This window comes from Acinetobacter sp. YH12046 (genome assembly GCF_013419905.1).
In the GTDB taxonomy this organism is placed as follows: Bacteria; Pseudomonadota; Gammaproteobacteria; order Pseudomonadales; family Moraxellaceae; genus Acinetobacter.
In genome coordinates this window covers 20,633-44,463 of sequence record NZ_VOZF01000005.1, presented here as the reverse complement: position 1 = coordinate 44,463, position 23,831 = coordinate 20,633, and the positions used below count along the sequence as shown (strand labels likewise).

Annotated in this window: 22 protein-coding genes; 11 read left to right on the top strand and 11 right to left on the bottom strand. The window is 44.1% G+C overall.

The window, feature by feature from the left end; all coding sequences use genetic code 11:
- Positions 1-63 precede the first annotated feature (63 nt).
- The 3 genes from FTU03_RS05290 (at position 64) to FTU03_RS05280 (ending at position 4,016) form a co-directional block, all read left to right on the top strand.
- Entirely contained in the window at positions 64-1,080 is a 1,017-nt protein-coding gene (locus FTU03_RS05290; protein ID WP_004782500.1) for an aspartate carbamoyltransferase catalytic subunit, read from the top strand.
- A 10-nt stretch (positions 1,081-1,090) separates the two neighbouring features.
- Complete coding sequence (locus tag FTU03_RS05285) at positions 1,091-2,329, top strand: dihydroorotase (RefSeq protein WP_179992274.1); 1,239 nt, start codon at positions 1,091-1,093, stop codon at positions 2,327-2,329.
- 193 nt (positions 2,330-2,522) lie between these two features.
- On the top strand, positions 2,523-4,016 hold the full coding sequence (locus FTU03_RS05280) for an OmpA family protein (protein WP_257220190.1): 1,494 nt from the start codon (positions 2,523-2,525) through the stop codon (positions 4,014-4,016).
- 58 nt (positions 4,017-4,074) lie between these two features.
- Here the strand turns inward: FTU03_RS05280 and FTU03_RS05275 are convergent, their stop codons facing one another.
- The 8 genes from FTU03_RS05275 to FTU03_RS05240 form a co-directional block, all read right to left on the bottom strand.
- Positions 4,075-5,487 carry a short-chain fatty acid transporter gene (locus FTU03_RS05275; RefSeq protein WP_004782496.1) on the bottom strand — a complete coding sequence of 471 codons (1,413 nt, stop codon included), beginning with the start codon at positions 5,485-5,487 and terminating at the stop codon, positions 4,075-4,077.
- Between the two features lie 97 nt (positions 5,488-5,584).
- Positions 5,585-6,223 carry a CoA transferase subunit B gene (locus tag FTU03_RS05270; RefSeq protein ID WP_004782495.1) on the bottom strand — a complete coding sequence of 213 codons (639 nt, stop codon included), beginning with the start codon at positions 6,221-6,223 and terminating at the stop codon, positions 5,585-5,587.
- A 2-nt stretch (positions 6,224-6,225) separates the two neighbouring features.
- The gene (locus FTU03_RS05265) at positions 6,226-6,930 is read right to left on the bottom strand and encodes a CoA transferase subunit A (protein WP_159123878.1); all 705 of its coding nucleotides are present in this window, start codon (positions 6,928-6,930) and stop codon (positions 6,226-6,228) included.
- Positions 6,931-7,030: 100 nt separating this feature from the next.
- On the bottom strand, positions 7,031-7,933 hold the full coding sequence (locus tag FTU03_RS05260) for a hydroxymethylglutaryl-CoA lyase (RefSeq protein ID WP_004782490.1): 903 nt from the start codon (positions 7,931-7,933) through the stop codon (positions 7,031-7,033).
- Positions 7,930-9,924 (bottom strand): acetyl/propionyl/methylcrotonyl-CoA carboxylase subunit alpha, encoded by a 1,995-nt coding sequence (locus FTU03_RS05255; protein ID WP_179992276.1) that lies wholly within the window; start codon positions 9,922-9,924, stop codon positions 7,930-7,932. The genes FTU03_RS05260 and FTU03_RS05255 overlap by 4 nt, the downstream gene beginning before the upstream one ends.
- Before the next feature lie 19 nt (positions 9,925-9,943).
- Positions 9,944-10,738, bottom strand: a complete 795-nt coding sequence (locus tag FTU03_RS05250; protein WP_004782487.1) for an enoyl-CoA hydratase/isomerase family protein — start codon at positions 10,736-10,738, stop codon at positions 9,944-9,946.
- Between the two features lie 12 nt (positions 10,739-10,750).
- A complete protein-coding gene (locus tag FTU03_RS05245) occupies positions 10,751-12,352 on the bottom strand; it encodes a carboxyl transferase domain-containing protein (protein ID WP_004782485.1) in 1,602 nt (533 codons plus the stop codon).
- A 35-nt stretch (positions 12,353-12,387) separates the two neighbouring features.
- The gene (locus FTU03_RS05240; RefSeq protein ID WP_004782484.1) at positions 12,388-13,560 is read right to left on the bottom strand and encodes an isovaleryl-CoA dehydrogenase; all 1,173 of its coding nucleotides are present in this window, start codon (positions 13,558-13,560) and stop codon (positions 12,388-12,390) included.
- Positions 13,561-13,706: 146 nt separating this feature from the next.
- Here FTU03_RS05240 and FTU03_RS05235 point away from each other — a divergent pair, with 146 nt between their 5' ends.
- The 5 genes from FTU03_RS05235 (at position 13,707) to FTU03_RS05215 (ending at position 18,762) form a co-directional block, all read left to right on the top strand.
- The gene (locus tag FTU03_RS05235; RefSeq protein ID WP_004782481.1) at positions 13,707-14,342 is read left to right on the top strand and encodes a TetR/AcrR family transcriptional regulator; all 636 of its coding nucleotides are present in this window, start codon (positions 13,707-13,709) and stop codon (positions 14,340-14,342) included.
- Between the two features lie 97 nt (positions 14,343-14,439).
- Entirely contained in the window at positions 14,440-16,128 is a 1,689-nt protein-coding gene (locus FTU03_RS05230; protein ID WP_004782479.1) for an AMP-binding protein, read from the top strand.
- A 242-nt stretch (positions 16,129-16,370) separates the two neighbouring features.
- Complete coding sequence (locus FTU03_RS05225; protein WP_034702126.1) at positions 16,371-17,042, top strand: class I SAM-dependent methyltransferase; 672 nt, start codon at positions 16,371-16,373, stop codon at positions 17,040-17,042.
- 62 nt (positions 17,043-17,104) lie between these two features.
- Entirely contained in the window at positions 17,105-17,902 is a 798-nt protein-coding gene (locus FTU03_RS05220; protein WP_179992277.1) for a thioesterase family protein, read from the top strand.
- An 83-nt stretch (positions 17,903-17,985) separates the two neighbouring features.
- Positions 17,986-18,762, top strand: coding sequence for a Rossmann-like and DUF2520 domain-containing protein (locus FTU03_RS05215; RefSeq protein ID WP_179992278.1), 777 nt, complete (start codon positions 17,986-17,988; stop codon positions 18,760-18,762).
- Positions 18,763-18,805: 43 nt separating this feature from the next.
- Here FTU03_RS05215 and trmB read toward each other — a convergent pair whose 3' ends face one another.
- Together trmB and FTU03_RS05205 are read right to left on the bottom strand one after the other, a co-directional pair.
- Complete coding sequence (trmB, locus tag FTU03_RS05210) at positions 18,806-19,522, bottom strand: tRNA (guanosine(46)-N7)-methyltransferase TrmB (RefSeq protein WP_004782474.1); 717 nt, start codon at positions 19,520-19,522, stop codon at positions 18,806-18,808.
- A gap of 150 nt (positions 19,523-19,672) precedes the next feature.
- Positions 19,673-21,118: a SulP family inorganic anion transporter gene (locus FTU03_RS05205; RefSeq protein WP_179992279.1), complete on the bottom strand. Its 1,446-nt coding sequence runs from the start codon at positions 21,116-21,118 to the stop codon at positions 19,673-19,675.
- 216 nt (positions 21,119-21,334) lie between these two features.
- On the opposite strand from FTU03_RS05205, the gene FTU03_RS05200 reads away from it, so the two are divergent.
- The 3 genes from FTU03_RS05200 (at position 21,335) to FTU03_RS05190 (ending at position 23,012) form a co-directional block, all read left to right on the top strand.
- Positions 21,335-21,946, top strand: a complete 612-nt coding sequence (locus FTU03_RS05200; protein WP_004782472.1) for a glutathione binding-like protein — start codon at positions 21,335-21,337, stop codon at positions 21,944-21,946.
- A gap of 157 nt (positions 21,947-22,103) precedes the next feature.
- On the top strand, positions 22,104-22,685 hold the full coding sequence (locus tag FTU03_RS05195) for an NAD(P)H-dependent oxidoreductase (RefSeq protein ID WP_179992280.1): 582 nt from the start codon (positions 22,104-22,106) through the stop codon (positions 22,683-22,685).
- A gap of 15 nt (positions 22,686-22,700) precedes the next feature.
- Positions 22,701-23,012, top strand: coding sequence for a putative quinol monooxygenase (locus FTU03_RS05190; protein WP_179992281.1), 312 nt, complete (start codon positions 22,701-22,703; stop codon positions 23,010-23,012).
- Positions 23,013-23,052: 40 nt separating this feature from the next.
- Here the strand turns inward: FTU03_RS05190 and FTU03_RS05185 are convergent, their stop codons facing one another.
- Positions 23,053-23,778, bottom strand: a complete 726-nt coding sequence (locus FTU03_RS05185; RefSeq protein ID WP_179992282.1) for a hypothetical protein — start codon at positions 23,776-23,778, stop codon at positions 23,053-23,055.
- Positions 23,779-23,831 lie beyond the last annotated feature (53 nt).

The window sequence follows — 23,831 nt, the reverse complement described above, 5'->3', positions numbered from 1 at the left end:
ATCAACTATAAAGATTCGCTAATCTCTGTATAATACGTTGACTTAACGTATAAGGAATCTCTCATGCACTTGGCGGCATTGCATACACCGAGCCAGATTCAACTCAACAAAGCAGGTAATCTTAAACATTTCCTGACCATCGAAGGTCTTTCTAAAGAAACTCTTACAAAAATACTGGACACTGCGTTGTCCTTTTTTAATGACCAAAATCAGCTGATCACCAATAATTTGCTCGAAGGCAAAACGGTGATGAACCTATTTTTTGAAAATTCTACCCGAACGCGTACTACATTTGAGGCAGCGGCCAAACGTCTGTCTGCCAACGTGCTGAATATCGATATTGCCCGTTCAAGTACCTCTAAAGGTGAAACTTTACGTGATACCTTGTGGAATCTTGAAGCCATGGCGGCAGATATTTTCGTGGTACGTCATTCATCTTCAGGTGCAGCACACTTTATTGCCAAAGATGTCTGTCCAAATGTCGCTATTATTAATGCAGGGGATGGCCGTCATGCCCATCCAACTCAAGCGATGCTGGATATGCTGACTATTCGCCGCGAGACCAATAAAAAATTCGAAGATATGTCGATTGCGATTATTGGCGATATCAAGCATTCGCGTGTAGCACGTTCAGATGTGGCGGCACTGCAAACCTTAGGCTGTAAAGATATTCGCGTGATTGCACCGAATACGTTATTGCCATACGGTTTTGATGACTACAGTGAAGATGTACGCCTGTTCAATAATATGGAAGATGGCATCAAAGACTGTGATGTGATCATTACCTTACGTATTCAAAACGAGCGTATTGATTCGCCAGCGCTGTCTTCTCAGGCTGAATTCTACAAAATGTATGGCCTGAATAAAGAACGTCTCGCCATGGCCAAGCCGGATTGTATCGTGATGCATCCAGGACCAATGAACCGTGGTGTGGAAATTGATTCCAGTATTGCAGACGGTCCGCAATCCGTGATTCTGAAACAGGTTACTAACGGGATTGCAGTACGTATGGCGGTACTGGCTCTTGCGATGCAGGGTCAGTTACAGGAACAGGGTTTGATTGAAGCGATTGCGGTATAAGGAATAAGTCATGTCTATTGTAAAAATTGAAAATGTCCGTGTTCTTGACCCAATCCAAAACACTGATTCAGTCGAAACGGTTTTTCTGGAAAATGGTAAACGTATTGCAGAAACTGCTCACGTCTCTGAAACCATTGATGGGCAGGGCAAATGGCTGATGCCAACCATGGTGGATCTGTGTGCACGTTTACGAGAACCGGGCCAGCAGCAACACGGAACTTTAAAGTCTGAAGGTAAGGCTGCACGTGAAAACGGTATTCTGCATGTCTTTACCCCGCCAGATTCCAAACCGATTGTGCAGGATAATGGTGCGCTGATTCATGGTCTGGTTGAAAAAGCCATGCTGGATGGTGGCATTTATTTGCAAGTGATCGGTGCGCAAACTCAAGGTTTGCAAGGTCAGCAACCAGCCAATATGGCAGGTTTAAAAAAGGGTGGTTGTACTGCGGTTTCTAATGCCAGTGCGCCGTTTGCCAATGATGATGTGGTATTGCGTACACTTGAATATGCAGCGGGCTTGGACCTGACTGTAGTGTTCTATGCAGAAGAGCCGCAAATTGCCAAAGATGGTTGTGTGCATGAAGGCTTTATTGCTTCACGCCAAGGCTTGCCAATGATTCCATCGCTAGCGGAAACTGTGGCCATTGCCAAATACCTGCTCATGATTGAAGCAACTAAAGTACGTGCTCATTTTGGCTTGTTATCTTGTGGTGCATCAGTAGAACTGATTCGTATTGCTAAAGAAAAAGGCTTGCCAGTAACTTGTGATGTCGCTATGCACCAATTGCATCTGACTGACCATCTGATTGATGGCTTTAACTCTCTTGCACACGTGCGTCCACCATTACGTTCTGAATCTGACAAAGAATTACTGCGTCAGGGCGTAAAATCTGGTGTGATTGATGCGATCTGTACCCATCATGAACCCCTGAGCAGCTCTGCCAAAATGGCACCCTTTGCGGAAACACAGCCTGGCTTTACCGCGTTTGATACCTACGTACCGTTCGGTATCCAACTAGTGAATGAAGGCTTCTTTACGCCGTTGGAATGGGTGGAGAAAGTCACAGTTGCTCCTGCGAAAGTCGCCAGTATGTTTGAGCGTTGGAAAGCGGAAGCAGGCTGGGTACTGGTTGATCCAGAACAGGAGTGGACATTAAGCAAAGAAACGATCGTTTCTCAAGGTAAAAATACACCACTGCTCAATCAAAAAGTGAAAGGTAAAGTGCTGCAAACTTTTATTGCTGCATAACACTTACATTTCGCGTTTACAAAAAGTCAGCTTCGGCTGACTTTTTTATATCTTAATTAAAATAGTAGAAAAGTTAGCCCTATATAAACAGTGAAACTTTATGATATCAGTACAATTATTAACATTCCAAAGAGGGTGGGTCGCTACACTGATTAAATATTAAACATTATAAATCAGAATAATGGTGATCTTGATGAATACAGATTTAATTGAACGTTTAAAGAGTGATGTGACCGCCATTGTGCTGCAAGGTGAAACTGAACATCTATTTGCCAAGGATCAGGCCTTAGCCCAATTCTATCCTGTATTGTTAAGTATTCTTCGTGCAAGACCGGCCTGGATTGAAAGTTTCGGTCAGCAACTTAATCCCAAGATTGATGAATTATTTAATAATAATCCGACCCTAAAACAACAATTCCTGGCTCAGTTAGATTCAACTGCACCTCAAGATGAAATTGAACAGACCCTGAACCGGGCAATTGTTCCAACCATGAACTTCTTGCAAGCAGAAGCGGGTGCACCCACTGCTGAAGCAGTAGGCCATTTGTTAGATACCCATGCAGACTCGATTCAACGGGCATTACCAGTCTGGGCTGGCCCCATACTGGCATCTCTAGGCGTATCTCCGCTGGCGGGACAAAACCTGAACCGCGCACCGGGTCTGGCTTCTGAACCGGAGGCAGAGCCGGTACTGACTGAAGAGAAAAAGGCAGTAGTGTTCTGGCCATTTATTCTCCTCGTGATTATTGCTGCAATTATCTTATTCTTCTTCCGTGGATGCCTGCGTGATGATGATCCGGATGAATTGCGAAATGCTCAAGCGGTGAGTGAAGCTGCTGCAACGAACCCTGCAATTTTAAAAATCAGCACAGGTAGTCAGGGTGAAATCGTCAACTGTCAGGTACAGATGAATGATCCGAAATATATGCAGATTTTGCAAAATGAAATCAAACAGATCTTTAATTACAGTATTGGCTGTGGTGCAGTAGCCAATGAGAATTACCACTCAGAATTTATTGATCAGGATACGATTCCATCTGTATTGAAACTGCTGCAAGGCATGTCAAATGTGACTTTGACTTGGGCGGGTAATCAGGTGTCTGTACAGGCAGCAAACAGTGCGGATGCACAGCGTTTGGCAGGTCAGATTCGTGGTCTGGCTAAAAATGTAGAAGTCGTGACCCAAAAACCAGTTGATATGGATGAGGCGATAAATACAGCCAATACCGAGGCTAAAAAAGCTTTAGACGAACTTCAGATGGAAAATATTGAGGCGCTGGATGTTGCAACTGCCTTAAACCTGCAAATTATTCATTTTGCGACAGGTTCTACAGAAATTCCTGAAGTGAATAAAAGCTTGCTGGATCAGACCGCAGCTTTATTGCAATATGCCAAAGATGTACGTCTAACCGTAATAGGCCATACTGATACGGAAGGCAGCAGCACTCAAAATCAGGAGCTGTCTTTAAAACGTGCTCAAGCCATTGTGAATTATCTGGTGCAGAAAGGGGTGAACCCGGCGCAGTTACAACCAGTAGGTATGGCGGCGAATCAGCCTGCTCAACCGAATGCGACTTCAAACGGTCAGTATCAAAACCGTCGTGTAACTTTTGAAGTTATGAGTACCGAAGATGGCCGTGTCCATACTGTAGATAATGAAGGCGTAGTTGAAAAGAAAGCCAGCTAAATAATTCTTTCATCATAAAAAAAGGACGAATGATTCGTCCTTTTTTATTTGTTATAAATTAAGAGAAGACAGGTGGGGTATAAGTCAGGGTTCTTCCCAGGAACCAGAGTAAGAACAGTACCAACGGAAGATGAAAGACCAGTTGGGTCACTGTAAAACCGATCACATCTTTAGCCTTTAACTTTAGGATCCCCAGCATGGGGAGCATAAAGAAAGGATTAATCAGATTGGGTAAGGCTTCGGCTGCATTGTAAATCTGGACAGACCAGCCCAGATGCACTTTCAGGTCATGTGCGGCCTGCATCACATAAGGCGCTTCAATAATCCATTTTCCTCCACCAGAAGGAATGAAGAAGCCTAGAATAGCTGAATAAATTCCCATCACCACTGCAAAGGTTTCCTGCGAGGCAATCGAAACGAAGAACTCGGCGATATAGTGCGATAGGGACAGGTCAGCAGAATTCAGGGCATTGGTCATCATAAAGGCGATGCTGCCATAAAGCGGAAACTGGATCAGCACCCCTGAAATGGCCGGCACAGCTTTGGACACAGCATTGAGAAAATTACGTGGTGTACCATGTAAAGCTACACCCAAAATCAGAAAGATAAAGTTATAGGTGTTTAAGCTGGAGATTGCCAGAATAGGATTACTTTTGGAAAACTCGTTAAACATCCAGACCAGACCCAGAACCACAATCAGAATACTTAAGATTGGCGAGTTTTCCAGCCAGTCACCCGGCCGTTTATGGGTCACGGTTTCAGTCTTTTCTTCTTCAATCTGGATCGGGAAGTGATCAATAGTTTTAATATGATTGCCTTTGGGCGCAGACCAGTAGGCAATGGCAATCGAAGCAATAATCAAGACTGCTGTCATGATCATGGATTGCGGCAGGAAAATCGTTTCAGTAAATGGAATCACACCAGTCAGATTATAAAGTGGTTCTGGTAGACTGGATTTGTTGGCTTGTAATTGCGCTGCTGAAGAGCTGATACCCAGTGCCCAGGTTGCGCCCATCCCGATAATCGCTGCTGCGGCAGCCGCACGGTAATCCATATTCAGTTCTTTACGCTGCGCTAGCGCAATCACCAGAAGTGCGGTTAGAACCGTACTCATCGCCCAGTTAATCAGGGAAATCAGTAGACTAACAGTGGCGACGAGAACGATGGCTCCACGTCCAGAATGAGGAATGCGCGCCATTTTCTGAATCAGTAATTGCATCGGTTTGGAAACCGAAACTACATAACCCACCACGATCAGCATACACATCTGTAAGGTAAAGGGAATCAGACTCCAGAATCCGTCACCAAATGAAATCGCGACGTCTTGTGCCGGCGCACCAATGCCAATCGCGGCAATCGCAACGATGATGACACCGAGTAGGGCAAAGATATAAGAGTCCGGAAACCATTTTTCAGACCAGTCGCTGACGCGCATGGCAAAGCGCTGCAAGATATTTTGTTGAGTTTGCATGATTAAAATCCATTTATTCTGCATTTGTTATTAAGAAGTGGCTTTCTTCAGCCAAAAAGAAACCCTTAAAAATTTTCATTTTAAGGGCTGGAAAAAATCAGGCTGCTTTACGGAGTAAAGGTACGCCGGTGACTTTCTGAATTTCATCAAAACTGACATCGGGTGCCAGTTCTACAAGTTGAATACCTTCAGGTGTGACATCCAATACACCTAAGTCAGTAATAATCCGGTTCACTACGGCCTGACCAGTAAGCGGAAGACTACATTGTGAGACAATTTTAGGCGTACCATCTTTGGCGCAGTGTTCCATCAGCACCACAACTTTTTGCACACCTGCGACCAGATCCATGGCACCACCCATGCCTTTGACTTTCTTGCCTGGAATCATCCAGTTGGCTAGATCACCATTTTCTGAGACTTCCATAGCCCCCAGAATGGCGATATTGACATGACCGCCACGGATCATGGCAAAGGAGTCGGCACTAGAAAAGAAAGAAGCACCTTTGCGGGCAGTTACCGTCTGTTTGCCAGCATTGATCAGGTCTGCATCCACAGTATCGGCCGTTGGAAATTCTCCAATACCCAGCAGGCCATTTTCAGACTGTAGCCAGACATTAATATTCTCTGGAATATAATTTGCGACTAAGGTTGGCAGACCAATACCCAGATTCACATAGAAACCATCTTCAAGTTCCTGTGCGGCGCGCTGCGCCATTTCATTACGTGTCCAAGCCATGATCAAGCCTCCGCCTTTAAAGTCATCTGTTCAATCCGTTTTTCCGGTTGGGTATTCAGTACAATCCGGTTCACATAAATGCCGGGAAGATGAATTTCATCTGGATCAAGGGCACCGATCTCGACAATTTCTTCGACTTCAGCAATGGTCACTTTGCCAGCCATGGCACAGACCGGATTGAAGTTCTGGGCAGTTTTACGGAAAATCAGGTTACCGGCTTTATCGGCCTTATAAGCTTTCACCAAAGCCACATCCGCAGTTAAGGATTCTTCCAGAATATAAGACTTACCATTGAATTCGCGGACATCTTTACCTTCAGCAATAACGGTACCGACACCAGTCGCGGTATAGAAAGCGGGAATACCTGCACCACCGGCACGTAATTTTTCCGCCAACGTGCCTTGTGGAGTCAATTCTACTTCAAGTTCACCGCTTAAGTATTGGCGTTCAAATTCCTTATTCTCGCCCACATAGGAAGAGATCATCTTTTTAATCTGTTTGGTTTCCAGCAATAGCCCCAAGCCAAAGCCATCGACACCGGCATTATTGGAAATACAGGTGAGACTTTTGGCACCGGTTTCTTTTAAAGCTGCAATTAGGGCTTCTGGAATACCACATAGACCAAAACCGCCTACCGCCAAGGTATGTCCATTCTGAACCACGCCGTCTAAAGCGGCTTTTGCACTGTCATACACTTTATTTGACATTTTTACCTCGATTTATTCTTCTCTTGCAGATCTCTTTCATCTAAAGATCTGCTGATTTCTATCCATGAGGACTTATAGAGTGTCCGGCTATTTCAAGTTTTTAAGCACAGGCTTTTTGCCAATAGGCATTGGCATAATTGGATGGATTATTGCGTTGTAATACCTCGCTGATATTACGGCTGGCCTGCATCAAAGCATCCAGTTGAATACCGGTTTCAAAGCCCATCTTGGAGAGCAGGTAATACAGGTCTTCAGTTGAAACATTGCCGGAAGCACCTTTGGCATAAGGACAGCCACCGAGACCGGCAATAGAGGAGTCAAATACCCGAATCCCTTGCAGCAATGACTGGTAAATATTAGCGATGGCCATGCCATAGGTATTATGAAAATGACCGGCTAGCACTTTACTATCAATTTCTGAAAGACAGGCATCCCAGACGTTCTTCACGCGATCCGGAGTTGCCGTACCAATGGTTTCACCTAATGACACTTCATAGCAGCCCATGTCTAGTAGACGCTGTGTAACTTTGACGACCTGCTTCGGATCAATTGCACCTTCATAAGGGCAGTCCACCATACAAGAGACATAGCCACGCACCTTGACATCATTTGCTTTGGCAGCTGCCATCACATCTGCAAACTTCTCAAAGCTTTCATCAATCGAGCAGTTGATATTCTTGTGGGTAAAGCTTTCAGAAGCTGCGGTAAATACCGCAACTTCTTTACAATCCACAGCCAGCGCTGATTCAAAACCTTTCATGTTTGGCGTCAGCAAACTGAACTGGATATTCGGATCTTTAGGCAAGCTGGCAAATAGCGTATCGCTATCTGCCATCTGTGGAACCCATTTGGCTGAAACACAGGAGCCGACCTCAATCGCCTGCAAACCTGTTTTCATCAGGTCCAGAATCAGATTTTTACGGTCATCTAGTGTTAAAGGTGTTTTTTCGTTTTGCAGGCCATCGCGTGGCCCGACTTCTACGATTTTAACGAAATCTGTCATGCAACTTCCTCCGCTAGAGGCTGAAACTCAACCAGTTCATCACCGGCTTTAACCTGATCACCTTTCTGGAAGTATGAGTTTGCGATAATGCCATCATGCGGAGCGCGAATGGTATATTCGATCTTCATTGCTTCCAAGGTCAGCAGTACATCGTCTTTTTTCACTTTGTCATTTGCCGCGACCAGAACCTGAGTAATCACGCCAGGCATTGGCGCAGTCAAGTTATTTTCAGTCCCTTGTTCATCCTGGTTATTAAAGTCATTTTTCAAATAATTGAACTTGTAGCTTTGACCATTCTGGAACAGGGTAATGCCATGCTCAGTCTGGCTAAATGCCAGTTTCTGCTGCTGACCCGCAAGATTTAACTGGAGTAGGTGTTGATCAAGCAGCTCACCCTGGATGGTAAGTGTCTGGCCTTCATAATTTGCCAGGAAACTATTTTCTAGCGCTTTAAAGCTCACCACACGTAAAACGTCATTACATTGTAATTTAATTGTGTAGTTATTTTGCTGATTCAGACGCCAAAATGCCTTTTGCTGCCAGACGGGATTATTGCTAGTCGGGTTTTGAGCCAGACGCGATAACAGTTCAACCAAGGCTGCAGTGACCACTAATTCTGCACTGATATCAGCAGATGGTTTGAGTAGGAACTCTTCTTCACGTTGAATCAGGCCAGTATCGAGATGGGCATTTTTAAATGAATCACATAATACTAAGCGATCAAGAAAAGCGATGTTATTGCCAAGACCATCGACATGAAACTGACCCAAGGCATGATGCATCTGGGTTAAAGCAGCTTCACGGTTTTTGCCCCAAACAATCAGTTTGGCAATCATCGGATCATAATAGGTGCTGATTTCATCACCTTCGACAATGCCACTATCCACACGCACGCTGTCATTTTGTTCTGGATAGTGCAAATAGCTGATCTGACCGATGGCAGGAATAAAACCTTTTTCTGGTTCTTCGGCATAAACACGGGCTTCCAGTGCATGACCGTGTATCTGTAATTCATGCTGCTGTTTCGGTAAAGGTTCACCGAACGCTACACGTAACTGCCATTCCACCAGATCCTGACCGGTGATCATTTCAGTGACTGGATGCTCAACCTGCAGACGGGTGTTCATTTCCATGAAGTAAGCAGTACCGTCTTGCTCAACGATGAACTCGACTGTACCGGCACCGACATAATTTACAGCACGTGCAGCATCAATTGCGGCTTGGCGCATCGCCTCAAGTTTGTCTTCTGGCATTTTAGGTGCAGGTGCTTCTTCCAGAACTTTCTGGTGACGACGCTGCACGGAGCAATCACGTTCAAACAGATGCACATAATTGCCATGTGTATCACCAAAGACCTGAACTTCAATATGGCGTGGCTGCACGACATAGCGTTCAATCAGCACATCTTCATTGCCGAAGCTGGAACGTGCTTCGCTTTTACAGGAAGCGAGTGAACTCAGGAAATCTTCACTACGCTCGACCAGTCGCATGCCTTTACCGCCACCGCCAGCACTAGCCTTGATCAGTACTGGATAGCCAATACTGTCAGCTTGTTGTTTCAAGAAATCGGCATCCTGATTGGTACCATGATAGCCGGGGGTTAAAGGTACACCAGCTTTTTCCATTAAGGCTTTAGAGGTCGCTTTCAGACCCATTGCTAAGATCGCATCCACTGGCGGACCAATAAAGACAATGTTGTTATCCTGACAGGCCAGGGCAAACTGGTCATTTTCAGACAGGAAACCATAACCTGGATGAATGGCCTGAGCACCGGTAGTTTTTGCTGCCTGAATAATACGTTCAATCTGTAAATAACTTTGTGCAGCAGGTGATTCACCAATATGGATGGCTTCATCTGCCAGTTTGACATGCTGTGCCTGTGCATCGGCATCGGAATATACGGCAACGGTGGCAATCCCTAACTTTTTCGCTGTACGAATCACACGGCAGGCAATTTCACCACGATTGGCAATTAAAATCTTTTCAAACATCCTACGATCCTTCTTGTTGTTATGCCGTGGTCTTAATCCAGGCCGGGCTTTGTTTGTTTAAAAATGCATTCAGTCCATTTTTCGCCTCATCTCCCTGGCGAACATGGGCAATATGCTGTGCGGTTTTAAACAGCAGATCTTCAGTCAGGACCTGTTGATCGACCAGTTGAATCAGCTGTTTTGAGGCGTTTTGCGCTGCTGGTCCACCGAGTAAGAGCGCTTCCACAATCTCATCAATTTTGCTGTCGAGCTGTTCTGGTGCAGTCACTTCATGTGCCAGACCAATGGTTTTCGCCTGTTCAGCTGAGATTCGCTCAGCAGTCAGGAAATAACGTGACGCCTGACGGGCGCCAATCGCACGAATCACATACGGACTAATGGTCGAAGGGGCTAATCCTAAACGTACTTCAGACGTTGCAAACTTGGCATCAGTGCTGGCGATACAGATATCACAAGCGGATGCCAGTCCCATACCGCCGCCAAAAGCAATTCCATGGACACGGGCAATCGTCGGTTGTTTTAATGTCGCCAGACTTTGCAACATTTTTGCCAGTTTGAGAGCATCGGCTTCATTGTCTGCCTGTGAGGCCTGACCGGCCTGTTTCATCCAGTTCAGATCTGCACCCGCAGAGAAGCTTTTGCCTCGGCCTGCCAGAATCACCACGCGTACGTCATCACGCTGATTTAAAGACTGGAAACAGGCATGTAGCTCTTCAATGACCTGGGTATTAAATGCATTGTGCAATTCAGCGCGATTAATCCAGACCGTTGCTACCTGATTCTGCTGTTCGAGCTGTAAAAATTGATAGTCCATTTTTGTCACCTCTTACATGCGGAACACGCCGAATTTGGTTGGCTGGATTGGTGCATTCATCGCTGCAGCCAGACTTAGGGCCAGGACTTCACGCGATTGCGCTGGATCAATGACACCGTCATCCCATAAACGCGCAGAAGCATAATAAGGATGGCCTTGGCGTTCATATTGGTCACGAATTGGCTGTTTAAACTGGTCTTCTTCTTCAGCTGACCAGGTTCCACCTTTTTGCTCAATCTGATCGCGTTTCAAAGTCGACAATACGCTAGAGGCCTGTTCACCGCCCATCACTGAAATACGCGAGTTTGGCCAGGTCCACATAAAGCGTGGCGAGTAAGCACGGCCACACATGCCATAGTTACCGGCACCAAAAGAACCGCCAATCACCAGAGTCAGTTTAGGCACATTGGCTGTCGCGACGGCCATCACCAGCTTGGCACCATTTTTAGCAATACCTTCATTTTCATACTGACGACCCACCATAAAGCCGGTGATGTTTTGCAGGAAGATCAGCGGAATATTGCGCTGGGTACATAGTTCAATAAAATGCGCGCCTTTTTGCGCAGACTCAGAGAATAAAATTCCATTGTTGGCAATAATTCCAACTGGCATTCCATAGAGCTTGGCAAAGCCAGTGACCAGGGTAGTCCCAAAGCGTGCCTTGAATTCGTCAAAGCGTGAACCGTCGACAATACGCGCAATCACTTCACGGATATCAAACGGTTTACGTGCATCGCTTGGCACAATGCCATACAGCTCTGAACTGTCAAAACGCGGTGCTTCAATTTCATCTGCAGTTTTATTTGGCTTTTTATTCAGGTTCGCCACAATGTTGCGGGCAATGGCAATTGCGTGTTCATCATTTTCTGCCAGATGATCGGCAACCCCAGATAAACGGGTATGTACATCACCACCACCTAAGTCTTCACTAGAAACCACTTCACCGGTTGCCGCTTTCACCAGAGGAGGGCCGCCGAGGAAAATCGTGCCTTGATTACGCACAATAATGGTTTCATCTGACATCGCTGGCACATAAGCACCACCTGCCGTACAGCTACCCATTACCACTGCAATCTGGGCAATACCCAGACTCGACATACGTGCCTGATTGTAAAAGATACGACCGAAGTGATCACGATCCGGGAATACTTCATCCTGTAAAGGCAGATAAGCACCACCAGAATCGACCAGATAAATACATGGCAAATGATTCTGCTCGGCAATTTCCTGGGCTCGTAAATGCTTTTTCACCGTAAGTGGATAATAAGTACCGCCTTTGACTGTGGCATCATTGGCCACGATCATGCAGGTTACGCCATTCACCTGACCCACACCAGCGACTACACCTGCTGCAGGAACATCATCCTGATAAACCTGATAGGCAGCCAGTTGACCGATTTCCAGAAAAGCCGTGCCTGGATCAATTAAATGATTAATCCGTTCACGCGGCAGTAATTTGCCGCGATCCAGATGTTTCTGACGGGCAGTTTCTCCGCCACCCAAGGCAATTTTTTCTACTTTCTGTTTCAGGTCATCCACCAGTTGCAGCATGGCAGCCTGGTTGGTCTTAAACTCTTCACTACGTATATTGATTTTGCTCTGTAACTGATTCATGACGAACATCCTTGTTTTATTCTAAGTGTTAATGTTTAGGCTGTTTCGTTGAAGAGCTCACGGCCAATGAGCATGCGGCGGATTTCGGAAGTTCCGGCGCCAATTTCATAGAGTTTGGCATCGCGCCATAAACGGCCTGCAGCAAATTCATTGATATAACCGTTCCCACCTAGGGTCTGAATGGTTTCACCCGCCATCCAGGTGGCTTTTTCAGCGGCATATAAAATGGCACTGGCAGCATCTTTACGCAGGCTACGGCTATGATCGGCCTTGTCACATTCAGCGCCGACCGCATAAACCAGTGCCTTACATGCCAGCCAGGTAGAGTACATGTCAGCAATTTTGCCTTGCATCAACTGGAATTCACCCAGTGCCTGACCAAACTGCTTGCGGTCATGAATATAAGGAATCACGGTATCCATGCAGGCATCCATAATGCCCAATGGACCAGCACTGAGAACCGCACGTTCATAGTCCAGACCGCTCATCAGCACTTTGGTTCCATTGCCGACACCGCCAAGCACGTTTTCTTTCGGAACTTCAACATTGTCAAAAAACAGGGGATAAGTATTCGAACCACGCATGCCCAATTTGTCTAAATGAGTGCCGTGACTAAAACCTGGCATATTTTTCTCAACCAGAAAAGCAGTCATGCCTTTGGCACCAGCTTGTAAATCGGTTTTGGCATAGACGACAAGTACATCGGCATCACCACCGTTAGTGATCCACATCTTGGAACCATTGAGTAGATAATGATCGCCTTTATCTTCAGCTTTCAGTTTCATGCTGACTACATCTGATCCGGCATTCGGCTCAGACATTGCCAATGCACCAACATATTCGCCAGAAATCAGTTTTGGCAGATAACGCTGTTTTTGTTCTTCATTACCATTTCGCTTAATTTGGTTAACACATAGGTTAGAATGGGCGCCATAGGACAAACCAATGGATGCTGAAGCACGGGAAATTTCTTGCATGGCAATAATATGGGCCAGATACCCCAGATTGGTACCGCCATATTCTTCACTGACCGTTAAACCAAGTAGGCCCATATCACCAAATTTTTTCCAGAGGTGAGCCGGGAATTCATTGTCACGGTCAACTTGCTGGGCAATTGGGGCAATTTCCTTGGCGCAAAAAGCGGCCACTGAATCACGAAGCGCAATAAGAGTTTCATCCAAACCGAAATCTAAGCTTTGTAAATTCATTCTTCATCCATCCTGAGATTATATTTGTTGTGTCCAAAAGCATTTTTGTTGTGCTTGTTTTTTTAACATACAACGAAAAATTAAAAAAGTGAACCTATATTCACAAAATGATTTACAATTCATTTTATCTGGTTGAGAATAAGATTATGAGTTATAAAAGATCATCACTGATGCAGGAACGAATGGAACAAAATCGTTTGTCGATTTTACAGTCTGCTCGTGAACTGATTACTCAAGGGGGCTTTAAAGAGGCGTCGATTCAGGCGATTGCAGAACGCGCAGGCGTTTCTACAGGGCTGGTATATCGATATTTTGAAAACAAAAGCCAGATTTTGATTGAGGTTTTGTCGGCAGCGATTCAGCACGAAGTTGGAATTCTTGTTTCCATTGCCGGGTCGGATTTGTCGCCAAAACTGAAATTGCAAAAATCTGTTACAACTTTTGTGAAACGTGCCATGAATAGCCCCCAGTTGGCGTATTCACTTATGTTTGAACCGGTTGATCCGGAAATGGAACATGAGCGTTTTCGCAGTAAACAGCTGCTTAAACAAAGCATTAAGGAAATCCTGGCCGAAGGAAAGGTGAATGGAGAGTTCGAGTTTGAAGATTTAAATACGGCAGCTTTGGGTGTGGTCGGTGCCATGACCTTTGTCGTGATTGAACCTTTAAATCCGTCCCGTAATGTAATGTTTGATCAGAACTACAAGGATCACTTTGTCAAACAGATTGCCGATTTTTGTGTTAACGCAGTACATCGACAGGAGGGAAATTCAGCAGCATAGACGCACAAAAACAGGCACATAGACAAGGTCGTCGTGGTCATAAAACAATTAGTAAAGTTGAAAATCAGAATTACAAAGAATCAAGGAGATCGATTCAATGACACAAGTACGGTTAAGCTATGCCTATGGAACCAGCAGCCAGCCTTTATTGGGTATGACGATTGGTGAAAAATTTGATCAGGCTTGCGAACAATATGCAGATCGCGATGCAGTTGTCAGTATGCATCAGAACATACGCCTGAGTTATCGGCAGCTACAGGATCAGGTCAATGCCTTTGCCTGTCAGCTGCTGAAATTGGGTATGCAAAAAGGTGACCGTCTGGCGATCTGGTCGCCGAACTGTGTGGAATGGACTATTACCCAGTTCGCAGCTTTCAAGGCAGGCATTATTCTGGTTAACCTGAATCCGGCCTATAAAAGCAATGAGCTGGAATATGTCCTGAATAAAGTGTCCTGTAAGGGACTGGTCATTGCATCGCAGTTTAAAACCACGGACTATCAGGAAATCCTGACCAAAATTGCGCCTGAATTAAAACAGGCTGAAAATAAATTACTGAATGCAGAGCGTCTCCCACATTTAAAGCATGTCATTAAAATTGATGAGCAGCAGCATACTGGCATTCATCGTTTTCAGGATTTAATGCCTACACCAAGTGCTCAAGAGCTGGAACAGCTGCAACAGATCTCCACTGATTTGCAGTTCGATGAAACTATCAATATCCAGTTTACTTCGGGAACTACAGGTAACCCTAAGGGTACAATGCTGACCCATAACAATATTTTAAATAATGGTTACTTTGTCGGTGAGGCGATTCACTTAAGTCCAGAAGACCGTGTCTGTATTTCTGTTCCACTATTCCACTGCTTTGGCATGGTAATGGGCAATCTGGCCTGTATTACCCATGGTTCAGCCATGATTTATCCATCTGCCGTATTTAATCCGCTGGAAACCTTAAAAGCCATTCAGCAGGAAAAATGTACGGCAGCTTATGGCGTACCGACCATGTTTATTGCCGTACTGGAACATGAGCAGTTTGACGAATTTGATCTATCCAGTCTGCGTACCGGCATTATGGCGGGTAGCCCGTGTCCGCAGGAAATTATGCAGCGCGTGATTGAGCGGATGCATATGTCCGAAATTACCATCTGTTATGGCATGACTGAAACTGCTCCGGTAAGTGCCCAGAGTTCTACTGAAGACAGTGTTGAACGTCGTGTCAGTACAGTTGGCCGTGTCCATCCGCATCTGGAAGTGAAAATTGTCGATGAAAATGGTAAGGTGGTGCCGCGCGGTCAATTGGGTGAACTGTGTGTGCGTGGTTATTCCGTGATGCTCGGTTATTGGGAGGACCAGGACAAGACGCAGGAAGTGATTGATGCAGCACGCTGGATGCATACCGGTGATATTGCTGAAATGGATGATGAAGGTTTTGTCAAAATTAAGGGACGTATCAAGGATGTGGTCATTCGTGGCGGTGAAAACCTGTTCCCGAAAGAAATTGAAGATTTCCTTTATACCCATCCAGCGGTGTCGGATGTGCAGGTGATTGGCGTGCCAGACCATAAATATGGTGAAGAGCTTTGTGCCTGCATTATCCTGCATGAGAATGATCCATGTACCGAAGAAGCCATCCGCCAGTATTGTGCCGAGCATATTTCTCACAATAAAGTGCCGCGTTATGTGCGTTTCTTCCATGAATTTCCAATGACGGCTTCAGGTAAGGCACAGAAGTTCAAGTTGCGTGAATTTATGCGTGAAGAATTAAATTTAAAAGAGATTGCTTAAATTAATTAAAGCTAAGTTTAAATAGTATTTGATCAGATGACCTGGCGGCATGGATGCCGCCGTTTCATTGTATGGCAAGGATGCCATATCAATGAAACAGAGGGGTTTGGTTACTTTGCCCAGTCAAAGTAACGAAGCACCTGCACAATGGAAGAAGAATCCATCTTGCAAATTGAGGTCATGTATTTAGCAATTTCTTTTAATAGATAAAAATCTATTTCTATATAAATCAGAGTAAACAGATGGCAAAAAACTTTCACAGTGAAGTGGTGGTCGCCAGTTATGATGATCATATCCGTAAACTGATTCCTGGCTATGAACTGGTGCATCAACAGATTGAAGCAATACTCAGTACTGAGCTTCCAGAAAATGCACATATCCTGATTGTGGGTTGCGGAACTGGTTATGAACTATCTTATTTATTGCAACAGCATCCAAACTGGACATTTACTGCGATTGATCCTTCCGCTGCAATGCTTGAGCAGGCAAGGAAGCAGCTGGCTTCTATTGGCGCTGAACAACGAGTTCAGTTTATACAGTGCACCACTCAGGAACTGGATCAACAAAATTCATTCGATGCTGCACTCGCTATTTTAGTCGTCCATTTTATTCCTGAACCTCAGAAATCTGATTTTTTTCAGGCTATCTATCAGAGCCTTAAAGCTGGCGGGATCGGATTGACCTATGATCTGATGCAACCAGAAGATGAGAATGAATTAAAGGTAATGCAAAAAATGGCACAGCAAACCGGACTTAGTGTGCAGCAAAGCGAAAATATGCTGGCCAGATTGCAGCAGGACTTTTTCCTGATTTCAGTAGAAGATTCAAATGAACTTTTAACAAAAGTCGGATTTAAACAGCGCAAAATTTATAGTCAAATCATGAATTATTATGGTTTTTTACTCAGAAAATAAAGATCATGAAACTTTATATGAATTTTAAAGTTTAAGAGAATAATCAAGGAAGTTTAAGAATAATGTCAGCATATTATAGTTTGATCCAGCGCGAGCAGCATACAGATGGCAGTAATACTGCCTATTATCGTTCCAATATTCATGCTCAAGGTGCGTGGAATCCTCATGAACAGCACATGGCGCCAGCAACCGGTATTCTATGTGTTGAACTAGAACAGTTTCAGCCTAGATCAGAAATGCGCATTGGCCGGGTTGGACTGGATATTTTTGGGTTGATTGCATTTGGTGAATTTTCTATTACTACACGCATGATCCGTCCTGGCAAAACTATTGAACTGATTGAGGCGGAAATGTGTGCCAATGGAAAAACCTGTATCGTTGCTCGTGCCTGGAGGATGCTGACTTCGGATAGCCGGGCCATTGCAGGTATCGAAGATTTTCCGATTGAAAGCCCTGAGTTTTTACCGGTTTGGGAGGGTATGAGTTGCTGGCCGGGCGGTTATATTCAAAGTATTGAAACCCGTGCACATCCTGATCATCGTGCAGGCAAAGGCATTGTCTGGCTCAGAAATTCATTGGATATGGTAGAAGGACAACCGACTACAGATTTTAGTCGTTTACTCGGTATGGTCGATACCGCGAATGGCATTGTGCCACGTCAGGATCCAAATGCGGGCTGGGGATTCCCGAATCTGGATTTGCAGATTCATATGCACCGTCTGCCGCAAGGTGAATGGCTGGGGCTGGAAGTGGTGCAACAGTATGGTGAAGATGGGATTGGTCTCACCAGCGGTGTGCTGCATGATATTCACGGGCCTTTCGGTCGCAGTGAACAGATTCTGACCTTACGAAAATTCTAAAACTGATTTAAAAGCAAAAGGATGAATTGATTCATCCTTTTTTTATTGGCATGCTGTGCGCAATGGTTCAGGAATATTGATGAATGCGGATTAGTATTATTGGGGCAGGGCGAGTGGCTTATCATCTTGCCCATGCATTGTCAGCACAACATGAAATTGTACAGATCTACAGCCGGACTCTGGATAAAGCACAGCAACTGGCTGATCAATTTAAAGCGCAAGCCATCGCTCAACCTGAAAATCTGAATCAGGATATAGACTTGATGATCATTGCCGTGAGTGATCAATCAATTGCTGAGGTCATCAGACAAGTCTATTTTTACTTGCAAGATGTGCTGATTGTCCATACTTCAGGCAGTTCTCACCTGAATGTTCTAGCAGATGTACATGCAAAGTCTGGCGTCTTTTATCCATTGCAAACCTTTAGTCTGGAACGTGAAATTGACTGGGAAAATACGCCTTTATTTATTGAAGCGTCTGAGCCAGAAGATCAAGAAATCTTAACTCATTTAGCAAATAGCCTAAGCAAACGAGTTTATCAATATAGTTCGGACCAACGTTTGAGCTTGCATCTGGCTGCAGTGTTTGCCTGCAATTTTAGCAACTACTGTTATGACATGGCCAAGCAGGTAGTAGATGCACAGCAGGTAGACTTTAGCCTGCTTTATCCATTGATTCTGGAAACAGCCCATAAAGCGACGCAAAATGATCCACGCCCGGGGCAGACTGGACCTGCGATGCGTGGTGATCAGAATATTCTGAATATGCATCAGCAGATGCTAGAGCAGTCTCAGCGACAAGACTTGGCAGATGTATATAGATTACTCAGCCAGCAGATTTTAGAACGCCATCAGAGCTAATAAAAAAGCGCTGAATAATCAGCGCTTTTTAGACTTATAGATATTAAGAAATTTTCTTAAAGATAAAGTCATTAATCTTGTGGCCAGCTTCGATCCCGCGACGTTCAAATTTGGTCTGTGGGCGCCATTCAGGACGAGGGTAGCTGTTTCCTTTACCCGCCAGGTTTTCTAAACGTGGACGTTCTTCCAGAACTTCCAGCATCCACTCAGCATACGGTTCCCAGTCTGTTGCAGCATGGAAAGTACCGCCAAGTTCCAGTTTTTGCTCAACCAATGGCATGCGGTCATGAGATACAAAACGGCGTTTAAAGTGACGTTTTTTCTGCCATGGATCAGGGAAATACAGCTGAACGGTGTTGATGCTATTGTCTGGCATTTCACGAAGTACCTGAATCGCATCAGCATCCAGTACACGTAAGTTCGTCACGCCAGCCATACCTGCTTCATACACGCACTGCGCAATACCCGGTACATGCACTTCGATTCCGACAAAGTTACGCTCTGGATTCGCTTTCGCCATGAGAACCAGAGAGCGGCCCATACCAAAACCGATTTCGACAGTCAGCGGACGTTCAGGGTGTTCAAAATGCTGACGCAAATCACCTACCGGATATTCCAAAATTAAGTGACCATATTGTTCAAGCGCAGTACGTTGAGAGGTATTTAATGGCGCTGAGCGGCGCATAAACGTCACAATTTCACGGTGCTCGCTTAAATTGTCCAGCTCCACGACTTGCTGGTCTAATTGATCGTTCGACATAATTTTGGCAAATCTAAAAATTCAGAATGCGGTATTTTAAGTCCTGAGCGGTGCAAGTCAAACTTTTCTCGGTATTTCTCCATAAAAATCGAGCCAGAGATCTCAGACAAAATAAAAGAGCCAGTTGGCTCTTTTATAGATCAAGCTTGATCAGGTACTAAAACGATCGATCAAAGTGCTACTGGCTTCATTTAAACCAATTACAGTCACGTCTATGCCTTGGGCTTTAAACTTCTGGATGACGTTATTGAGCATATTTACTGAAGTTACATCCCAGATATGTGCATGCGTCAGATCTAGCTCAACATGATCTAGCTTTTCCTTAAAATCAAAAAACTGGTAGAACTTTTCTGTACTACTGAAAAAAATCTGACCAGAAATTATATAGCTACGTGAATTAGGCTTATGCAAATAAGTCGAGACATGTACAGTTCTTTCCAGCTTATTAATAAAGAACAGAGCAGAGAGCAATACACCGACAAATACACCGAGCGCCAGATTATGAGTAGCAAGCACGACAATTATCACTGCAATCATCACGGTATTAAATTCTAGCGGATGCTTGCCAAACTGTTTGATTGCACCCCACTGGAAGGTGGTAAATGATACCATAATCATAATAGCTACCAGTGCTGCCATAGGAATATAAGCCAGCCAGTCTTTCAGGAAGACCACCAGACACAGTAAAAATACGCCAGCAACTAATGTCGATAAACGTGTACGAGCACCTGATGAGACATTGATAATCGACTGGCCAATCATGGCACAACCGGCCATTCCGCCCATAAAACCGCTGACAATATTGGCCATACCCTGACCACGACATTCCTGATGTCGGTCACCTTCAGTTCCAGTCACTTCATCAATCACTGTAGTCGTCATCATACTTTCAAGCAGACCTACAGTGGCTAGAGTAAAGGAATAAGGCAGGATAATCTGCAAAGTTTCCAGATTCAGTGGAATTTCTGGAAGAAGAAAGACTGGCAAGGTATCTGGAAACTGTCCCAGATCGCTCACAGTACGCATATCTGCACCAAGCAATAACGCAAGTGCGCTCAGTACGACGATACAGATCAGAGGCGATGGAATCGCTTTACCGATTTTCGGGATATAAGGAAACAGATAGATAATTGCCAAACCTACTAAAATGAACAGATAAGCCGTACTGTCCATCCGGTGAATTTCCGGGATTTGTGCCACAAAAATCAGGATCGCGAGGGCATTCAAGAAACCATATACCACAGCCTGCGACACAAAACGCATCAGCTTGGCAACTTTAAAAAAGCCCGCAATCACCTGAATGATTCCGGTCAGAATCGTGGCTGCAAGCAGGTATTGCAAGCCATGATCCTTGACCAGCGTAATCATCAATAGTGCCATTGCACCTGTAGCCGCAGAAATCATGGCAGGACGACCACCGAAAAAGGCAATGGACACGGCAATACAGAAAGAGGCATATAAGCCGACTTGCGGATCGACACCGGCAATCGCAGAAAAGGCAATAGATTCAGGAATCAGGGCGAGTCCAACCACCAAACCTGCCAGTACATCAGTCCGGATATTGGAAAACCATTCTTCTTTTTTCAGGTTAATCACGAAATATCATCTAAATTTTGAGAACCTGCGTATCTTAAACAGATACAGATAAAAATCTACACAAGATTGACTTGCAAAAGCCTGTAAATTCCTCAATATTGAATATGTAACTGTGCTGAATCACAGTTACGCTTTTTTGCAATTTACAGGTTTGATCACTTGAAAGTTTGTCAGAAGCGATTTAAAACATTGAGAAGTGTATAACAAGGATCAGAAATGAAGCTTTACTATTCGCCAGGCGCGTGCTCTTTGGCAGCTCATATTATTTTAAATGAAATTAATGTCGATTTTGATTTGGAACGTGTTGACTTAAAAACCCATAAAACAGAAAAAGGTGCAGATTATTACGAAATTAACCCAAAAGGTTATGTACCAGCATTAGAAATTAATCCGGGTTTAATTCTTACAGAAAATGTTGCAATTTTACCGTTTCTTGCTCAACACGATCCAAAACAAGATCTGATTCCACCTTCTGGCATGGGACGTGCCAAAGTGCTGGAGTGGTTAGGTTATCTCAATTCAGAACTGCATGATGCTTATGCTGTATTCTTCACTGGAAAATTATCAGATGAAGCCAAAGAAAAAGCATATGCAGAAATTGACCGTTTATTGAGTTATATCGATAAGGCGATTGGTGAATCGGACAATGATTATCTGGTCGATGATAATTTCGGTCCGGCAGATGCTTACCTGTTTGTTCTCACCAACTGGTCGAACCAGATTGAACATGATCTGAGTCCATATAAAAATATTATTCATATCCGTAATAAGGTTGCAGAACGTCAGTCTGTACAGATTGCAATGCGTGATGAAGGTTTGATTCCTTAATACTAAAATTTTGAAAAAGCGTCATAAGGCGCTTTTTTTATTGCTTCCAAAGTAATTGTTGATATTTAGTCAATAATGATTTGCAAAATCACTGCTTTTTAGCAATAAGCAGAGTCTATATAGTGCCTGCATAAATTTTTGGTTTCAGGTTCTTTCCATGAAAAATATTTTATTAATTAATGGCGCAAAAGCTTTTGCCCACTCAAATGGTCAGTTAAATGATACTTTGGCCGAACTGGCTCAAGAAGTATTAACAAAGCTGGGGCATCAGGTTCAGGTAACTCGTGCTGACAATGAATATGATGCAAAAGCAGAAGTAGAAAAATACCTTTGGGCAGATACGGTCATTTACCAAATGCCAGGCTGGTGGATGGGTGCGCCGTGGCCAGTGAAAAAGTATATTGATGATGTTTTTACCGAAGGGCATGGCAGCCTGTATGCAAATGATGGTCGCTCACGTTCAGATGCTTCAAAAAAATATGGCTCAGGTGGCCTGATTCACGATAAAAACTATATGTTATCTCTTACCTGGAATGCACCGATGGATGCGTTTACAGATACCGAGCAGTTTTTTCATGGCGTGGGTGTAGATGGCGTTTACCTACCTTTTCATAAAGCCAACCAATTCCTGGGGATGCAAGCTTTACCGACATTTATTGTGAATGATGTAATTAAAGCCCCTGAAGTTGAAGCGTATATCGCACAGTATCGTGAACATTTAACTCAAATTTTTGCTTAATCAGGAGATATGACCATGCTAACCGTTATTGCTGAAATCATCTGTCATTCGGAACAAGATATGAAAACAGTGCTGGATTCATTTAACAACATCCGCACACAGGTATTACAAGAGCCAGGCTGTCATCTTTATGATGTCTATATTGATCATCCGGCAATTGAGAGCCGATTACAGACCAAAGTGCCTTTTTCAATCATGATGTTTGAAAAATGGGAAAGTATTCAGCATCTGGAAACCCACATGCATAGTGTAAATATGCAGCAACATGCTAAAGCCACTCAAGGTGCGGTTGCGAGTGTAAAGATTCGGATTTTAGAAGCACTTTAAGCTGTAATTCTCAGTTTGAAAGAGTTTGTAATATTTAATTTTATTCGAACTCTTGTGGCTGATTAAATTGAACCTGTTCAAGTTTCAGTGCGTAGCGGTGTTTTAAGGTGGACCATTGAACTTTGGCAAGTTGCGTCTGTTCTGAAAATTCATTTTCATCTGTTGTAGTTTTTAGCTTGCCTGTTAAAAAGTTAATGCTTCGTGCTGTACTCTCACCCGAGGCACGGTGAAAATCATCTACATCATAGCCAATCAATTTAAAAGCATTATCTTGGTATCGAAAGGTATAAGTATAATTGGTGACATACCATGAACCACAGCTTAGCCAGTAGTGTAAATGAACCCGAAGTACACCTTTTTGAATGCTTAAGGCTTCGGATTCACCAAGTGGATCAGTGAGGCAAGGCGACTCTACATCACCTTCGGTTGGCAAAGTAGTATTGCTAGCTGCAAGCTGATAACCATTTGCCTGCTTGAATAAAATCAAAAGTTTTCGTTCGTTGGTATTCAGAACATGATTACCTACACCTGCATTTGCAACAAAGTTTTCGGGATTAGTATCTTCAATAATCAGGGCAATATCCGCTTGACCGTCCTGATTTAAATCACCTTGTGCTTTTTCTAGAACTTTCCAGTTTTTCGGAACAAAAGATTGATAGCTTGATTTAGGAGAACTACCTGTCTGAGGTTTCGCACAAGCACTTTGTGTAAATGCTAGACACAGCAGGGTGCTAAATAGGAAAGGCAGTTTGATCTGATAAAGCATCGGTTTAAATTCCTTTTATTTATAATTTTATTGATGATCAAAGCTGAGTGATA

What these genes read in the sequence shown, in the direction of transcription:
- FTU03_RS05225 (WP_034702126.1), top strand. Translation starts at nt 16,371, where the DNA reads ATGGCAAAAAACTTTCACAGTGAAGTGGTGGTCGCCAGTTATGATGAT.
- FTU03_RS05240 (WP_004782484.1), bottom strand. Translation starts at nt 13,560, where the DNA reads ATGAATTTACAAAGCTTAGATTTCGGTTTGGATGAAACTCTTATTGCG.
- FTU03_RS05245 (WP_004782485.1), bottom strand. Translation starts at nt 12,352, where the DNA reads ATGAATCAGTTACAGAGCAAAATCAATATACGTAGTGAAGAGTTTAAG.
- FTU03_RS05280 (WP_257220190.1), top strand. Translation starts at nt 2,523, where the DNA reads ATGAATACAGATTTAATTGAACGTTTAAAGAGTGATGTGACCGCCATT.
- FTU03_RS05285 (WP_179992274.1), top strand. Translation starts at nt 1,091, where the DNA reads ATGTCTATTGTAAAAATTGAAAATGTCCGTGTTCTTGACCCAATCCAA.
- FTU03_RS05235 (WP_004782481.1), top strand. Translation starts at nt 13,707, where the DNA reads ATGAGTTATAAAAGATCATCACTGATGCAGGAACGAATGGAACAAAAT.
- FTU03_RS05275 (WP_004782496.1), bottom strand. Translation starts at nt 5,487, where the DNA reads ATGCAAACTCAACAAAATATCTTGCAGCGCTTTGCCATGCGCGTCAGC.
- FTU03_RS05190 (WP_179992281.1), top strand. Translation starts at nt 22,701, where the DNA reads ATGCTAACCGTTATTGCTGAAATCATCTGTCATTCGGAACAAGATATG.
- FTU03_RS05195 (WP_179992280.1), top strand. Translation starts at nt 22,104, where the DNA reads ATGAAAAATATTTTATTAATTAATGGCGCAAAAGCTTTTGCCCACTCA.
- FTU03_RS05215 (WP_179992278.1), top strand. Translation starts at nt 17,986, where the DNA reads ATGCGGATTAGTATTATTGGGGCAGGGCGAGTGGCTTATCATCTTGCC.
- FTU03_RS05265 (WP_159123878.1), bottom strand. Translation starts at nt 6,930, where the DNA reads ATGTCAAATAAAGTGTATGACAGTGCAAAAGCCGCTTTAGACGGCGTG.
- FTU03_RS05200 (WP_004782472.1), top strand. Translation starts at nt 21,335, where the DNA reads ATGAAGCTTTACTATTCGCCAGGCGCGTGCTCTTTGGCAGCTCATATT.
- FTU03_RS05185 (WP_179992282.1), bottom strand. Translation starts at nt 23,778, where the DNA reads ATGCTTTATCAGATCAAACTGCCTTTCCTATTTAGCACCCTGCTGTGT.
- FTU03_RS05250 (WP_004782487.1), bottom strand. Translation starts at nt 10,738, where the DNA reads ATGGACTATCAATTTTTACAGCTCGAACAGCAGAATCAGGTAGCAACG.
- trmB (WP_004782474.1), bottom strand. Translation starts at nt 19,522, where the DNA reads ATGTCGAACGATCAATTAGACCAGCAAGTCGTGGAGCTGGACAATTTA.
- FTU03_RS05260 (WP_004782490.1), bottom strand. Translation starts at nt 7,933, where the DNA reads ATGACAGATTTCGTTAAAATCGTAGAAGTCGGGCCACGCGATGGCCTG.
- FTU03_RS05255 (WP_179992276.1), bottom strand. Translation starts at nt 9,924, where the DNA reads ATGTTTGAAAAGATTTTAATTGCCAATCGTGGTGAAATTGCCTGCCGT.
- FTU03_RS05220 (WP_179992277.1), top strand. Translation starts at nt 17,105, where the DNA reads ATGTCAGCATATTATAGTTTGATCCAGCGCGAGCAGCATACAGATGGC.
- FTU03_RS05270 (WP_004782495.1), bottom strand. Translation starts at nt 6,223, where the DNA reads ATGGCTTGGACACGTAATGAAATGGCGCAGCGCGCCGCACAGGAACTT.
- FTU03_RS05230 (WP_004782479.1), top strand. Translation starts at nt 14,440, where the DNA reads ATGACACAAGTACGGTTAAGCTATGCCTATGGAACCAGCAGCCAGCCT.
- FTU03_RS05290 (WP_004782500.1), top strand. Translation starts at nt 64, where the DNA reads ATGCACTTGGCGGCATTGCATACACCGAGCCAGATTCAACTCAACAAA.